Origin of the sequence: Serratia sp. 506_PEND (genome assembly GCF_001076875.1) — a bacterium.
Lineage (GTDB): Bacteria > Pseudomonadota > Gammaproteobacteria > Enterobacterales > Enterobacteriaceae > Serratia > Serratia marcescens.
Map to the genome: position 1 here is coordinate 1 of NZ_JVEL01000510.1, position 13,621 is coordinate 13,621.

Annotated in this window: 15 protein-coding genes; 12 read left to right on the plus strand and 3 right to left on the minus strand. The window is 60.5% G+C overall.

The features are described from left to right. The 3 genes from ADK28_RS20930 to ADK28_RS20940 form a co-directional block, all read left to right on the plus strand. Positions 1-1,046, plus strand: a 1,046-nt coding sequence (locus ADK28_RS20930; RefSeq protein ID WP_048796563.1) for a 2,4-dienoyl-CoA reductase, incomplete at its 5' end; no start/stop codon positions are given. 505 nt (positions 1,047-1,551) lie between these two features. Next, complete coding sequence (locus ADK28_RS20935; RefSeq protein ID WP_004937838.1) at positions 1,552-2,934, plus strand: diaminobutyrate--2-oxoglutarate transaminase; 1,383 nt, start codon at positions 1,552-1,554, stop codon at positions 2,932-2,934. Positions 2,935-2,952: 18 nt separating this feature from the next. Further along, a complete protein-coding gene (locus ADK28_RS20940) occupies positions 2,953-4,422 on the plus strand; it encodes a pyridoxal phosphate-dependent decarboxylase family protein (RefSeq protein ID WP_033641419.1) in 1,470 nt (489 codons plus the stop codon). A 70-nt stretch (positions 4,423-4,492) separates the two neighbouring features. Here ADK28_RS20940 and ADK28_RS20945 read toward each other — a convergent pair whose 3' ends face one another. Continuing rightward, complete coding sequence (locus ADK28_RS20945; RefSeq protein WP_048796564.1) at positions 4,493-5,020, minus strand: carboxymuconolactone decarboxylase family protein; 528 nt, start codon at positions 5,018-5,020, stop codon at positions 4,493-4,495. 3 nt (positions 5,021-5,023) lie between these two features. Next, complete coding sequence (locus tag ADK28_RS20950) at positions 5,024-5,812, minus strand: cyclase family protein (RefSeq protein WP_033640340.1); 789 nt, start codon at positions 5,810-5,812, stop codon at positions 5,024-5,026. A gap of 127 nt (positions 5,813-5,939) precedes the next feature. Here ADK28_RS20950 and ADK28_RS20955 point away from each other — a divergent pair, with 127 nt between their 5' ends. Further along, positions 5,940-6,746, plus strand: coding sequence for a helix-turn-helix domain-containing protein (locus tag ADK28_RS20955; protein ID WP_227944604.1), 807 nt, complete (start codon positions 5,940-5,942; stop codon positions 6,744-6,746). A 68-nt stretch (positions 6,747-6,814) separates the two neighbouring features. Further along, the gene (locus tag ADK28_RS20960) at positions 6,815-7,747 is read left to right on the plus strand and encodes a LysR family transcriptional regulator (protein WP_048796565.1); all 933 of its coding nucleotides are present in this window, start codon (positions 6,815-6,817) and stop codon (positions 7,745-7,747) included. Between the two features lie 7 nt (positions 7,748-7,754). Here the strand turns inward: ADK28_RS20960 and ADK28_RS20965 are convergent, their stop codons facing one another. Then, the gene (locus ADK28_RS20965; protein ID WP_048796566.1) at positions 7,755-8,396 is read right to left on the minus strand and encodes a TetR family transcriptional regulator; all 642 of its coding nucleotides are present in this window, start codon (positions 8,394-8,396) and stop codon (positions 7,755-7,757) included. A 93-nt stretch (positions 8,397-8,489) separates the two neighbouring features. On the opposite strand from ADK28_RS20965, the gene ADK28_RS20970 reads away from it, so the two are divergent. From ADK28_RS20970 to pqqE, 7 genes are all read left to right on the plus strand, one after another. After that, complete coding sequence (locus tag ADK28_RS20970; protein WP_048796567.1) at positions 8,490-9,152, plus strand: O-methyltransferase; 663 nt, start codon at positions 8,490-8,492, stop codon at positions 9,150-9,152. 81 nt (positions 9,153-9,233) lie between these two features. Further along, the gene (locus tag ADK28_RS20975; protein ID WP_048796568.1) at positions 9,234-10,283 is read left to right on the plus strand and encodes a dipeptidase; all 1,050 of its coding nucleotides are present in this window, start codon (positions 9,234-9,236) and stop codon (positions 10,281-10,283) included. 117 nt (positions 10,284-10,400) lie between these two features. Next, positions 10,401-10,478 carry a pyrroloquinoline quinone precursor peptide PqqA gene (gene pqqA / locus ADK28_RS30455; RefSeq protein WP_004937827.1) on the plus strand — a complete coding sequence of 26 codons (78 nt, stop codon included), beginning with the start codon at positions 10,401-10,403 and terminating at the stop codon, positions 10,476-10,478. A 58-nt stretch (positions 10,479-10,536) separates the two neighbouring features. Beyond that, the gene (gene pqqB / locus ADK28_RS20980; RefSeq protein ID WP_048796569.1) at positions 10,537-11,448 is read left to right on the plus strand and encodes a pyrroloquinoline quinone biosynthesis protein PqqB; all 912 of its coding nucleotides are present in this window, start codon (positions 10,537-10,539) and stop codon (positions 11,446-11,448) included. 9 nt (positions 11,449-11,457) lie between these two features. Beyond that, entirely contained in the window at positions 11,458-12,213 is a 756-nt protein-coding gene (pqqC, locus tag ADK28_RS20985; protein WP_015376769.1) for a pyrroloquinoline-quinone synthase PqqC, read from the plus strand. Then, positions 12,213-12,491, plus strand: coding sequence for a pyrroloquinoline quinone biosynthesis peptide chaperone PqqD (pqqD, locus tag ADK28_RS20990; RefSeq protein ID WP_016927749.1), 279 nt, complete (start codon positions 12,213-12,215; stop codon positions 12,489-12,491). Before pqqC ends, pqqD begins: the two co-directional genes overlap by 1 nt. Then, positions 12,484-13,620, plus strand: a complete 1,137-nt coding sequence (pqqE, locus tag ADK28_RS20995; RefSeq protein WP_033640350.1) for a pyrroloquinoline quinone biosynthesis protein PqqE — start codon at positions 12,484-12,486, stop codon at positions 13,618-13,620. Before pqqD ends, pqqE begins: the two co-directional genes overlap by 8 nt. Position 13,621 lies beyond the last annotated feature (1 nt).

Here is a 13,621-nt window from a genome sequence, read left to right on the forward strand (position 1 = left end):
TCGACGGCCGCGCCATGACCGGCCCCGGCGGCGTGGTGCTGGAACAGGATACGCCGCTCGCCCCGTTTGAAACCTGGGCCAAGGCCGCGCGCCAGGCAGGCGCGCAGGTATGGATGCAGCTCAGCCACCCGGGCCGTCAGGTGATGGCCAACATGGGCGGCAACGCCTGGGCGCCCTCCGCCATCCCAATGGCGATGGGCAAGTACAGCAAGCAGTTTGCCCCGCCGCAGGCCATGAGCGAAGCGCAGATTGCCGAGGTGATCGCCCGCTTCGCCGCCAGCGCGCACGCCGCCGAACAGGCCGGGTTTACCGGCGTGCAGATCCATGCGGCGCACGGCTACCTCATCTCCCAGTTCTTGTCGCCGTTGTCCAACCAGCGCAGCGATCGTTGGGGGGGCGAGCTGGCGAATCGCGCCCGCCTGCTGCTGGAGGTGGTGAGCGCGGTGCGCCAGCGTGTCTCGCCAGGCTTTTGCGTGGCGGTCAAACTGAACTCCGCCGATTTTCAGCGCGGCGGCTTTTCGCCGGACGAGGCCCGACAGGTATTGTTGATGCTCAACGAACTGCCGGTCGATCTGGTGGAGTTGTCGGGCGGGAGTTATGAAAGCCCAGCGATGCAGGGGGAAGCGGCGGACGACAGCACCCTGGCGCGCGAAGCCTATTTTCTGACCTTCGCCCGCGATCTCGCCGCAGTAGCCCGCATGCCGGTGATGACCACCGGCGGCATCACCCGCCCGACGGTGGCGCAACAGGTGCTGAACAGCGGCGTCGCGGTAGTCGGCATCGCCACCGCCATGGCGGAAATTCCCGATCTGCCGCACCGCTGGCAAACCGGCGAAGCCCCTCATGCACTGCCCGCTCCGGTAAAATGGCGCGACAAAACGCTGACGCTGCTCGCCCGCATGGCGCTGATCAAGCGCCGCATGCACGCCCTGAGCCGCGATCGGACGCGCAACGTGCGTTACTCCCCACTGTGGTCGCTGCTCATCGATAGATGGCGCACCCGCCGCACTCTGCGCCGCTATCACGTCTGGTTACGGCAACGTTAATGACCACGGCGCCGGCCGACTCGCCGGCGCCGCACAAAAATTCCGCTTTTTCGATCGCGCTACGTAAAATCTGCAAGAAATCACCACTCTAGATACCGCGCTTTTAACGCTCGATGACTTATATTCATCACAAATTTTGTGTATATAACCGCTATAGGACTTAAGGTGGTGAATAGATGAAAATAAGCCGCTATTTTCTATTTATGTTATTAATCGGAAATTCACCTTAATAATAAATGCATTAAAGAAGCAGCCAAAGGAAAGCAGAAAGGGATTTTTACGCAATGTTAAGGAAATGTTGTTTTCTGCCGGCAAAACCAACGGTCAACAAATCAACAACATATTGATGAGCCTAAGAAAAAACTAAACAATTCAAAACAAAATCGGCTATTGAGTCCCAGGCGAAAAAGCCATATATTGGTCGCGCTTTTCACAAGGCAGTTACTTTTCTAATTCATTAATTCAATCGTTGCGTGTTGAGACCTTCGGTTGTAGGAGAGATATGATGACGGATAAAGTCCGTATTGATACTTTAGTTGCAAACTCATTAAACGGAAACAATGAAACCTATTTGGCGCGTCAAGCCGAATTTGAGTCGAATGTTAGGAGTTATCCGCGCAAACTGCCGTTGGCAATTGCGAAAGCCCAGGGCGTTTGGATCACTGATGTTGAGAATAATCAATATCTTGATTGCCTGGCCGGGGCGGGAACGTTGGCTCTTGGACATAATCACCCCGACGTCCTGCAAAGCATCCAAAATGTCATTACCAGCGGCTTGCCGTTACATACTCTCGATCTCACGACCCCGTTGAAAGATCGTTTCTCCGATTACCTGCTCTCTCTGTTGCCTGGCGAAGGCAAAGAGTATTGCCTGCAGTTCTGCGGTCCGTCCGGCGCCGATGCGGTGGAAGCCGCGCTGAAGCTGGCGAAAAAGCACACCGGCCGTTCCGGCGTGATCAGCTTCTCCGGCGGTTATCACGGCATGACCCACGGCGCGCTGTCGGTCACCGGCAACCTGTCGCCGAAGGCGGCGATCAACGGCATGATGCCGGAAGTGCAGTTCATGCCTTACCCGCATGAATACCGCTGCCCGCTGGGCATCGGCGGTGAAGCCGGCGTCAAGGCGCTGACCTACTACTTCGACAACCTGATCAACGACGTGGAAAGCGGCGTGCGTAAACCGGCTGCGGTGATCCTGGAAGCCGTTCAGGGCGAAGGCGGGGTTAACCCGGCGCCGGCCGAGTGGCTGCAGCGCATCCGCAAAGTGACCCAGGAACACGGCATTCTGCTGATCATCGACGAAGTTCAGGCCGGTTTCGCCCGTACGGGCAAGCTGTTCGCCTTCGAACACGCGGGCATCGAGCCAGACATCATCGTGATGTCGAAAGCGGTCGGCGGCGGCTTGCCGCTCGCGGTGCTGGGCATCAAAAAAGAGTTCGACGCCTGGGAACCGGGCCACCACACCGGCACCTTCCGCGGCAACCAGCTGGCGATGGCCACCGGCCTGACCACCCTGCAGTACCTGAAAGAGCATAAGGTCGCCGACAAAGTGGCCGCTCAGGGCGAGTGGCTGAAAGGCAAGCTGGCCGAGCTGCAGAAACGTTATCCGGTGATCGGTCACGTCCGCGGCCTGGGCCTGATGATCGGCATCGAGATCGTCAAGCCGAACGAAGCGCAGGATCATATGGGCTGCTACCCGGCCGATGGCGAGCTGTCCGCGCTGCTGCAGAAGAAATGCTTCGAATCCGGTCTGATCCTGGAGCGCGGCGGGCGCAACGGCTGCGTGCTGCGCCTGCTGCCTTCCCTGCTGATCACCAATGATGAGCTGGGTATTTTCCTGGATAAATTTGAGCAGGCGCTGCTGGCCGCCGGCGTCAAGCCAGTCTGATTGGAGCGAATGACCGCGATGTCCAAGTTAAACCCGATTCTGGCTTCCTCGGCGCACAGCGCCGAGGCTTACCGCCAGGCGATCGCGCAGAGCAGTGAAGCCGTCGTGCAGTGGCTGCAACAGCCCGAGATGTATCAGGGCAAAAGCGTTGCCGAACTGCGCGAGCGCATCAAGCTCGACTTCACCCCGCAAGGCCTGGGCAACCAGGCGGCGATCGAGCGCGCCATCGAGTATTTTTTGAAAGACAGTCTGTCGGTGCACCACCCGCAATGCGTGGCGCACCTGCACTGCCCGAGCCTGGTGATTAGTCAGGCCGCCGAAGTGCTGATCAACGCCACCAACCAAAGCATGGACTCCTGGGATCAGAGCCCGTCGGCCACGCTGATCGAAATGAAATTGATTGAGTGGCTGCGCGCCCAGGTCGGTTACCCGTCCGGCGACGCCGGGGTATTCACCAGCGGCGGCACCCAGAGCAACCTGATGGGGCTGATGCTGGCGCGCGATGCGTTCTTCGCGCGTCAGGGCCACTCCGTGCAGCAGGACGGTCTGGTGGGCGATCTGCGCAAGCTGAAAGTATTCTGTTCTGAAAACGCCCACTTCTCGGTGCAGAAGAACATGGCGCTGATGGGCCTCGGCTATCAGTCCGTCACCCTGGTGAAAACCGATCGCTTCGCCCGCATGGACGTGAACGATCTGGCGGAAAAACTGGCGCAGGCCAAGGCCAACGGCGAGCAGGTGATGGCGATCGTCGCCACCGCCGGCACCACCGACGCCGGCGCGATCGACCCGTTGCGCGATATCGCACGGCTGGCGGCGGAGCAGCAGATTTGGGTGCACGTGGATGCGGCCTGGGGCGGCGCGCTGCTGCTTTCCGAGCAGTACCGCGACTACCTGGACGGCCTGGAGCTGGTGGACTCCATCACCCTGGACTTCCATAAGCAGTTCTTCCAGACCATCAGCTGCGGCGCCTTCCTGCTGAAAGACGAGCGCCACTACGAGCTGATGCGTTATCAGGCGGCCTACCTGAACTCCGAGTTCGACGAAGCGCAAGGCGTGCCGAACCTGGTGTCCAAATCGCTGCAGACCACCCGCCGCTTCGATGCGTTGAAGCTGTGGATGGGGCTGGAAGCGCTGGGGCAGAAGCAATACGCCGAGATCATCGATCATGGCGTCACGCTGGCGCAACAGGTGGCGCGTTACATCGCCGATCAGGAAGCACTGGAACTGGTGATGCAGCCGCAGCTGGCCAGCGTGCTGTTCCGCTACCGTCCGGCGCAGCTGGCGGCGAATGGCGACGCGGCCGTCGCGCTGTTCAACCAGCGTATCGGTGACGCCTTGCTGGAATCGGGCCGCGCCAACGTCGGCGTAACCGAGTTCGATGGCGTAACCTGCCTGAAGATGACGCTGCTGAACCCGATCGTGACGCTGGAAGACATCAAGCTGTTGCTGGCGTTGGTCGAGAAAACCGCGCAGCAGTTGCCGGCGTAACCCTCCGCCACTGCGCATTAAAAGCCGATAGCCCCAGGTTATCGGCTTTTTTATCGCGCTCAGCGCGTACTCAATCCGTTGACATGTTTTCCCAGGATGTCGCTTGTAGGTCCAGATCGATTTCCAGCGTTTCCAAAAAGCGCGCCGTCATCATGTAGTGCCCAATAATTAATGACAGTTCAGCCAGTTGAACCTCATCATAATAGCGCCTGACCGCGTTAAACGTGTCGGCAGAAACCTTCACCTGCTGCACGCATTCATCGACAAAATGCAAGATGGCCGCCCCTCTGGCGTCGATGCCCACACCCTGCTCTATTTTCTCGATGTCGTCATCGCGCCACCCCGCAAGGATCGCCAACGGATAGTGTTGCATACGCTCATAAGCGCTGTGGCTTAACGCGCCAACCCTTAATATGATCATTTCCCGATCTTTATCACACAGTCGCCCGGCCGGAAAAGAAGCGCCCAGCGACAGATATCCCTGCGCCGAACGGCTGGTTTTCAATAGACCCAGCGTAAGATTGGCGGGAAAACGAGCATATTGTTGCTGTTGCTCAGCCGTTAATTCACTCACTGCCGGCAGTTTTATTCTGGCCATCGTTTATTCCCCCGCGCGTTCATCGATAATTGCAACCGGCCGAGCCCAGCCGGCGGATGCCTTATAAACTTTGACCGGCAGACTGATCACGTTGAATCCGCAGGGGGGCAGCAATTCAAGATTGCACAGTTTTTCAATCTGGCAATAAGGATATTTACTGCCGGCATAGTGCCCTTCCCAAATAAGCGAAATATCGCCGCTTTGTTCAAATTTGGTGCGCGTATGGCTGAATGGCGCATCCCAGCTCCAGGCATCGGTGCCAACCACTCTGACGCCGCGTTCAGTAAGATACAGCGTCGCCTCACGGCCCATGCCGCAACCGCGATGAATAAAATCTTCACTGCCGTAGCGCCCACCGGCCGCCGTATTGACCAGAACAATATCGCCGACGGCGAGCGGATGATCAATCCTCGCTAATTCACGCTCAATATCATGTGCAGTGACCACATAACCGTCTGGAAAATGGCGAAAATCCAATTTGACGCCAGGGCCGATACACCATTCCAACGGTATTTCATCAATGGTTTTTGACGCCGAACCGTCGTCCATATGCGAATGGTAGTGATAAGGGGCGTCCATATGCGTCCCCGCATGGGTGCTCATGCGGACAAATTCCACCGCCCAGCCCTCCTGACGCGGCAGCGCCAGGGGATCCAGGCCGGGAAATGATTCCGCCAGTTGCAACGCTCCGCGCTTGTTGTCAACATACTCGATTTCCGGCAGAAACCGCTCCGGATCGGAAGCGATCCCGCTCATCAGCGGCACCGAAAGATCAATGATTTTACCGTACATATTGTTACCTTTATCCAGGGGAATGACCTGCCCAGAGTAAGCTTTCCCCATAGAATAGAAATGCCGATTATCAGACAACTTATTGTTATAATAGGAAGACGCAGCCATGAACGGACAGGAAGGCGTCATGAAACCGTCAGAATTGACCGGGGAAATCCCAATATCGATTTGGTTCAGAAATAAATCCTGGCCGGCAGGAACGCAATTCCCTTTACAGGCGTTGCCATGGGGCAAACTGATGTATTCCATGAAAGGGTTGGCGGAAATAAATATTGAGGACAATATTTATTTATCCACACCGGAATATGCCATTTGGCTCCCCGTTAATACCGAACATGAATCCGTAGCAAAGAGTGCAATTGACTATGTCATTCTTCATGTCAGCCCCCCGCTATGCCAATCCTTACCGAGCAAACCGCAAACCCTGCGGCTGAATAAGATCGTCAAAGCGGTGCTGGCCGATTTTTCAGAAAGGCGCATTGGCTATCCGCACACGCCTCAGGACCAGACGTTGGTTACCGCATTGCTTGAGCAGCTGGCGCTGTCGGAGCGTTTTGACAGCTACCTGCCGCTCGGCAGCGACGACGTGATCAAGATCATGACCGAAAAGATGAGCGCCGCGCCGCACGATTTCAACACGTTGGCGCAATGGTCGGGCATGCTGGGCTTGAGCGAGCGTACGCTCTCGCGGCGATTTCTCGCCGCCACCGGCATCTCTTTCAATGAATGGAAGCTGAGAAGCAAAACCCTCATGGCGATGACGCTGTTGCAGGAAGGGAGAGCCGTCAAATATGTCGCCTCTACCCTGGGGTATCACGATCCTTCCGCGTTTATCGCCATGTTCAGACGGCAAACGGGCCAGTCCCCCTCCGGTTTTTTAGCGGTAAGTCATGGCCCCCCGAAAACAGGCTCAGGCATAATGCATGGCGACTGATGCAGCATTCGTACGCACAAACTGCATCGAACGCCTTCCCCCTATTCAGCACGACAGGATGCGCACGCATGACAGACCCTGATTTCAACCTGCTGATCGCGCTCGACGCGCTGCTGACGGCGGGCAGCGTTGCCGGCGCGGCGCGGCGTCTCGGTTTAAGCCCCTCGGCGATGAGCCGTACCCTCAGCCGACTGCGCGCGGCCACCGGCGATCCCCTGCTGGTGCGCGCCGGCCGTCATATGGTGCTGACGCCCTATGCCGAAACGCTGCGCGAGCGGGCGCGGCACGCGACGTTCGAAGCCCGCGCTGTGTTGCGTCCGGCGCAGGGAGCATTGGATCCCGCCGCGCTGGATCGTACCTTCACGCTGCGCGCCAATGACGGCTTCGTTGAGGCCTTCGGCCCGGCGCTGATCGCCGCCGCCGCCGAACAGGCGCCGCGGGTGCGGTTGCGCTTTGCGCCCAAGTCGGAGAAAAGCGACCGCCCCCTGCGTGAAGGTCTGGTCGATCTGGAGGTCGGCGTGTTGGGTGACATGGGCCCGGAAATCCGCCTGCAGGCGCTGTTCCGCGATCGCTTCGTTGGCGTGATGAGAACCGCACACCCGCTGGCGCAACAGCCGGAGATTGACGTCGCCGACTACGCCGCCTGCGGCCACGTGGTGGCCTCGCGCAGCGGGCGCATCCTCGGGCCGGTAGACGCCGCGCTGGCGGAGCTGGGGCTGGCACGCCATATCGCCGCCGTGGTGCCGAGCTTTCCCGCCGCGCTGGCGGTGGCGCAGGCCTCGAACCTGTTGGCGTTGCTTCCCGCCTCTTTCCTGCAGGCTCAACCTGCCGATGGCCCGCTGCGCGTCTTCGAGCTGCCGGTAAAAACGCCGCCCATCACCGTCTCGCAGATGTGGCATCCGCGCCTGGACGCCGAGGCGGATCACCGCTGGCTGCGGCAGTTGGTGCTGTCGGTTTGTCGTCGGCAGGCGCAGCCCCCGGCGAGTGACAATGTCACCTAAAAAGCGTTTACGGCCTCTGATGCCCGTTTAAATCGGCCAGATAAGCGCAGAACATGTCCGCCATCGCATCGGCATAAGCCGCGATCTCGGGATCAGTTCGCGGCGTTTCGGAGAATTGCTTGCCCGCCGCCCCCAACGTGCCGACGATCAGATCGCCCGCCAACCGGCGAGTGACCTGCGGAACATCAGGCAACGCTTCGCACATGAAAACCTGCACGATATCCTTGCCGGCTGCCTTTACCGCCTGTGCCTCCGGCGCATCGCGGTAAAGCGGCGCCGCATCATTCAACGCTACGCGCATCTGCGCCTCTTCACATTCCGAACGGATAAACGCCTGCACCAACAATCGCAAGCGCGCGAACGGCATTTTCTCGCGGTCGGCCAAAATACGGCCCAGCATATCCGTGGTCTGCCGCCATTCGTCGCTCTGCAAACGAAACAGGATCGCCGCCTTATTGGGGAAATACTGATAAAGCGACCCGACGCTGACGCCGGCACGCTCGGCCACCCTGGCGGTGGTGAAACGCGCCGCCCCCTCCTGCGCCAAAACCTGAATAGCGGCGGTCAGAATAGCGGACACCAGTTCGGCGGAGCGCGCCTGTTGCGGTTGTTTTCTCGAGGAAATTTGCTTACTGCGGCGTTCAGTCATAGCGGGCGGCCAATGCGAATAGAGGAATGCGAATAGTTCGTCATATTATAACGGCATGCGCTAACGCGCTTCATTTACGACAGGAAATTTGCCATGAGTACCCTGACCACTGCCCCCTTAGCGCCGCTGCTAAACCGCCTGTTCCAACAGGCATCCCGCCGGTCGCCGGCGCTTGCCGCCCTGTTCCGCGACGTGCCGGACGCAGAGCAAAGCCGGCTGATGCAGAGCAAAACCGAGTACCGCGAACTCTACCACCGCCTGAAGGATTTCCCGCTGGCCGTGTCGCCGGCGACCGGTGCCTTGCTCTACATGTTGGCGCGGGGTTGCCGGGCGCAAAATATCGTCGAATTCGGCACGTCGTTCGGTATTTCGACCCTGCACCTGGCCGCCGCACTGCGCGATAACGGCGGCGGCCGATTGATTACCTGCGAGTTTGAACCGAGCAAAGCGGCGCGGGCGCGCGACAACCTGACCGAAGGCGGCGTCATCGACCTGGTGGAGATCCGCGTCGGCGACGCCCTGGAAACGCTGCGCGGCGATCTGCCGGCCACGGTCGACCTGCTGCTGCTCGACGGCGCCAAGGGACTTTATCCCGATATTCTCGACCTGCTTGAGAGCCGTCTGCGGCCCGGTGCGCTGATCGTCGCGGACAACGCCGATGACAGCCCGGATTACCTGGCGCGGGTGCGCGATCCGGCGACGGGCTATCTCTCCACGCCGTTCGCGGATGACGTCGAGCTGTCGATTAGGCTTTAAAATCCCCATGGAGCGAGGGTTGTTCCCCCTCGCTCTATGGGAGAACATAGCGTTCACGATGCCTGACACAGTGAAACGCTCATGACGCTTCCCCCTCTCTGGCCGGTGTTCGACGGCCATAACGACCTGCTGCTCAACCTGTGGCTACAGCACGATGACGATCCGGTCACCGCCTTTTATTCGCGCGTCACGCCGGGCCACCTCGATTTCTCCCGCATGCAGCGCGGCGGATTCTGCGGTGGGCTGTTCGCGGTATTTATTCCTCCGGTCGGCTATATCGCCCAGATGCGTAATCAAACGCAGGACGAGGCGCAGGCCGCCTTCGATCCGCTGGCGATCGCCGAACGGCAAATCGGCATCCTGCAGCAGCTGGAGCAGGCTTCTCAGGGGCGGCTGCGCATCTGCCGCACCGCCGCCGAGATAGAGCAGTGCCGCCTCAACCGGCAAATCGCCGCGGTGCTGCATATCGAAGGTGCCGGCATGATCGATGCGGAGCTGACGCAGTTGGAGGCCTTCTACCGGCTGGGCGTGCGCAGCATCGGGCCATTCTGGAATCTGCCTAACGCCTTCGGCACCGGCGTCAGCGGGCCGTTCCCCGGCTCACCCGATACCGGCCCCGGCCTGACGCCGGCCGGCGAGGCGCTGATCCGCGCCTGCAACCAGCGACGCATCATGATCGACGTTTCGCACATGAACGAGAAAGCCTTCTGGCAAACCGCCGCGCTGAGCCGTGCGCCGCTGGTCGCCACCCACTCCAACGCCCACGCCCTCTGCCCGCAGCCGCGCAACCTCACCGACGCGCAGCTGGACGCCATCGCCCAGAGCGGCGGGATGGTCGGCGTCAATTTCGGCACCGCCTTCCTGCGGGCGGACGGTAAACGTGACAGTGCAACGACCGGCTTAACAGAAATTGTTAAACACGTTGAGTATTTGATCGCTAAACTTGGTGAAGATCGCGTGGGATTTGGCTCTGATTTTGACGGAGTCAACGTACCGCAACCGTTGGAGGACGCCGCAGGCCTACCGCGCCTGACGCAAGCGCTGGCGCAGGCCGGGTTCGATAACCGGCTGCTGGAGAAGCTGACCTGGCGCAACTGGCTGAACGCGCTCGCCGCCACCTGGGGTGAATAACCCGGTTACGCTTTAAAGGTTGCGATCTTCGTCACATTTCGCCAACATTGGGCCGGCCTAATGCGAAAATTTCTCATTGGGCTCGAACTATCACGATGCATGTAAAGGAGCACCGCTATGACTACCTGGACTAAACCTGAGTTTGTTGACCTGCGTCTGGGGCTGGAAGTGACGCTGTACATTTCCAACCGTTAATCGCCTGTCTGCCCGCCTTTCGCGCGGGCATTTCTTTCCCTCTTTTTCTGGTTCAGACATGCAGATAAAAGTTCTCGGCTCGGCGGCGGGCGGCGGCTTTCCCCAGTGGAATTGCAACTGCGACAACTGCCGGGGCGTTCGCGACCACAGCATCAACGCTACGCGCCGCACGCAGTCTTCCATCGCCGTCAGCGACGACGGTAAAAACTGGGTGCTGTGCAACGTTTCACCGGATATTTGCCATCAGCTGCTGGCTTCGCCCGAATTGAACAATCCCGACGTGCTGCGCGGCACCGGCATCGGCGCGATCGTGCTGACCGACAGCCAGATCGATCACAGCGCGGGTTTGCTCAATTTGCGTGAGGGCTGCCCACACCACGTCTGGTGCACCCCTGAAGTGCATGACGATCTCAGCACCGGCTTCCCGGTGTTTCCCATGCTCTCCCATTGGAACGGCGGGTTGATTCACCACCCGGTGACGCCCGGCGAACCGTTCCGCACGGCGGTCTGCCCAAACGTGCGCTTTACCGCCATTCCGCTGCTCAGCAACGCGCCCCCCTATTCGCCGTACCGCGATCGCCCGCTGCCGGGCCACAACGTGGCGCTGTTTATCGAAGATACCGCGCGCGGGGCCGGTCTGCTGTACGCACCGGGCCTGGGTGAGCCGGACGAGGCGCTGATGCCCTGGCTGCGCCGGGCGGATTGCCTGCTGATCGACGGCACGCTGTGGCGCGACAACGAGCTGGCCAACGCCGGCGTGGGACGCAATACCGGCAAAGACATGGGGCACCTGGCGCTGGCGGAAGAGCATGGGCTGGCGGCCCTGCTCTGCACCTTGCCCGCCAAACGCAAGATCCTGATCCACATCAACAATACCAACCCGATCCTCAATGAAGACTCCGCGGAACGGCAGAGCCTGACCGCCGCCGGCATCGAAGTGAGCTGGGACGGCATGAATATCGAACTGTAGGGAATCGCCATGACGCAACCACGTCCCCTGACGCCGCAGGCATTTGAAGCGGCGCTGCGCGCCAAAGGCGCTTATTACCACATCCACCACCCGTATCACATCGCGATGCACAACGGCGAAGCGACGCGTGAGCAGATCCAGGGCTGGGTGGCCAACCGGTTCTACTACCAGACCAGCATTCCGATCAAGGATGCGGCGATCATGGCCAACTGCCCGCAGCCTGACACCCGTCGCAAGTGGGTGCAGCGCATTCTGGATCACGACGGCTACGGCGGCAGCGAAGGCGGCATCGAGGCCTGGCTGCGCCTCGGCGAGGCCGTCGGACTGCAGCGCGACGCCCTGCTATCCGAGCAGTTGGTGCTGCCGGGCGTGCGCTTCGCGGTGGACGCCTACGTCAACTTCGCGCGCCGCGCCTGCTGGCAGGAAGCAGCCTGCAGCTCGCTGACCGAACTGTTCGCGCCGCAAATCCACCAGTCGCGTCTCGACAGCTGGCCGCAACACTACCCGTGGATCGACGCCGCCGGTTACGACTATTTCCGCAGCCGCCTCGGCCAGGCCAACCGCGACGTGGAACACGGCCTGGCGCTGGCGCTGGACTATTGCGATACCGTTGAAAAGCAGCAGCGCATGCTGGAGATCCTGCAGTTCAAGCTGGACATTCTGTGGAGCATGCTGGACGCCATGAGCATGGCCTACACCCTGAACCGCCCGCCTTACCACAGCGTGACCGCCGCGCGGGTATGGCACAACCAGAGGCTGGTGTAATGACGCTGAACCCTGAACACACTCCCGTCTTCCGCCGCGGTTACCGCCTGCAATGGGAGCAGGTGCAAAACAGCCATGTGATCCTCTATCCGGAAGGCATGGCCAAGCTGAACGACAGCGCCGCCGCCATTTTGCAACTGGTCGACGGCCACACTACGCTGAACGGCATCATCGCCCAGTTGAACGCCCGCTTCCCCGGCGCCGAAGGGTTGGCGGACGACGTGCTGGAATTTTTCCAGCGCGCCTACGAACAAAAATGGGTGACCTTCCGTGACTGAACCACGTGCGCCGGCGGTGAATCCGCCGCTCTGGCTGCTGGCGGAGCTGACCTACCGCTGCCCGCTGCAGTGTCCGTACTGCTCCAACCCGCTCGATTTTGCCGCGCAGGAAAAAGAGCTGACTACCGCACAGTGGATAGAGGTGTTCCGCCAGGCGCGGGCGATGGGCAGCGTGCAGCTCGGCTTCTCCGGCGGCGAGCCGCTGGTGCGTAAAGACCTGCCCGAGCTGATCGCCGCCGCCCGCGATCTCGGGTTTTACACCAACCTGATCACCTCCGGCATCGGCCTGACCGAGAAAAAGCTGCAAACCTTCGCCGACGCCGGGCTGGATCATATTCAGATCAGTTTTCAGGCCAGCGACGAAACGCTGAACGCCGCGCTGGCGGGCTCCGCCAAGGCATTTCAGCAGAAGCTGGCGATGGCCAAGGCGGTCAAGGCGCTCGGCTATCCGATGGTGCTCAACTTCGTGTTGCATCGCCATAATATCGGCCAGATCGACCGCATCATCGAACTGGCGATCCAGCTGGATGCCGACGACGTCGAGCTGGCGACCTGCCAGTTCTACGGCTGGGCGCACCTGAACCGTGAAGGCCTGCTGCCGACCCGCGAACAGATCGCCGAGGCAGAAGCCGTGGTGAAACGCTATCGCGAGCGCATGGCCGCCGACGGCAAACTGGCTAACCTGCTGTTCGTCACGCCGGATTACTACGAGGAGCGGCCTAAAGGCTGCATGGGCGGTTGGGGCGCCATCTTCATGAGCGTGACGCCGGAAGGCATGGCGTTACCCTGCCACAGCGCCCGTCAGTTACCGATTAAGTTTCCGTCGGTGCTGGAGCACGATCTGCAGCATATCTGGTACCACTCCTTCGGCTTTAACCGCTATCGCGGCTATGACTGGATGCCGGAGCCCTGCCGTTCCTGTTCGGAGAAAGAGCAAGACTACGGCGGCTGCCGCTGCCAGGCGTTCATGCTGACCGGCAACGCCGACAACGCCGACCCGGTGTGCGGCAAATCGCCGCATCACGGCACCATCCTGGCGGCGCGGGAAGCGGCGAACCGTTCGCAGATCGGTATCGATCAGCTGCGTTTTCGCAATCAGACCAACTCCCGTCTGATCTTCAAGGGTTGAC

Bases quoted from the DNA above. Each gene is read 5' to 3' on its own strand.
- ADK28_RS20935 (WP_004937838.1), top strand. From the start codon at position 1,552: ATGACGGATAAAGTCCGTATTGATACTTTAGTTGCAAACTCATTAAAC.
- ADK28_RS20940 (WP_033641419.1), top strand. From the start codon at position 2,953: ATGTCCAAGTTAAACCCGATTCTGGCTTCCTCGGCGCACAGCGCCGAG.
- ADK28_RS20945 (WP_048796564.1), bottom strand. From the start codon at position 5,020: ATGGCCAGAATAAAACTGCCGGCAGTGAGTGAATTAACGGCTGAGCAA.
- ADK28_RS20950 (WP_033640340.1), bottom strand. From the start codon at position 5,812: ATGTACGGTAAAATCATTGATCTTTCGGTGCCGCTGATGAGCGGGATC.
- ADK28_RS20955 (WP_227944604.1), top strand. From the start codon at position 5,940: ATGAAACCGTCAGAATTGACCGGGGAAATCCCAATATCGATTTGGTTC.
- ADK28_RS20960 (WP_048796565.1), top strand. From the start codon at position 6,815: ATGACAGACCCTGATTTCAACCTGCTGATCGCGCTCGACGCGCTGCTG.
- ADK28_RS20965 (WP_048796566.1), bottom strand. From the start codon at position 8,396: ATGACTGAACGCCGCAGTAAGCAAATTTCCTCGAGAAAACAACCGCAA.
- ADK28_RS20970 (WP_048796567.1), top strand. From the start codon at position 8,490: ATGAGTACCCTGACCACTGCCCCCTTAGCGCCGCTGCTAAACCGCCTG.
- ADK28_RS20975 (WP_048796568.1), top strand. From the start codon at position 9,234: ATGACGCTTCCCCCTCTCTGGCCGGTGTTCGACGGCCATAACGACCTG.
- pqqA (WP_004937827.1), top strand. From the start codon at position 10,401: ATGACTACCTGGACTAAACCTGAGTTTGTTGACCTGCGTCTGGGGCTG.
- pqqB (WP_048796569.1), top strand. From the start codon at position 10,537: ATGCAGATAAAAGTTCTCGGCTCGGCGGCGGGCGGCGGCTTTCCCCAG.
- pqqC (WP_015376769.1), top strand. From the start codon at position 11,458: ATGACGCAACCACGTCCCCTGACGCCGCAGGCATTTGAAGCGGCGCTG.
- pqqD (WP_016927749.1), top strand. From the start codon at position 12,213: ATGACGCTGAACCCTGAACACACTCCCGTCTTCCGCCGCGGTTACCGC.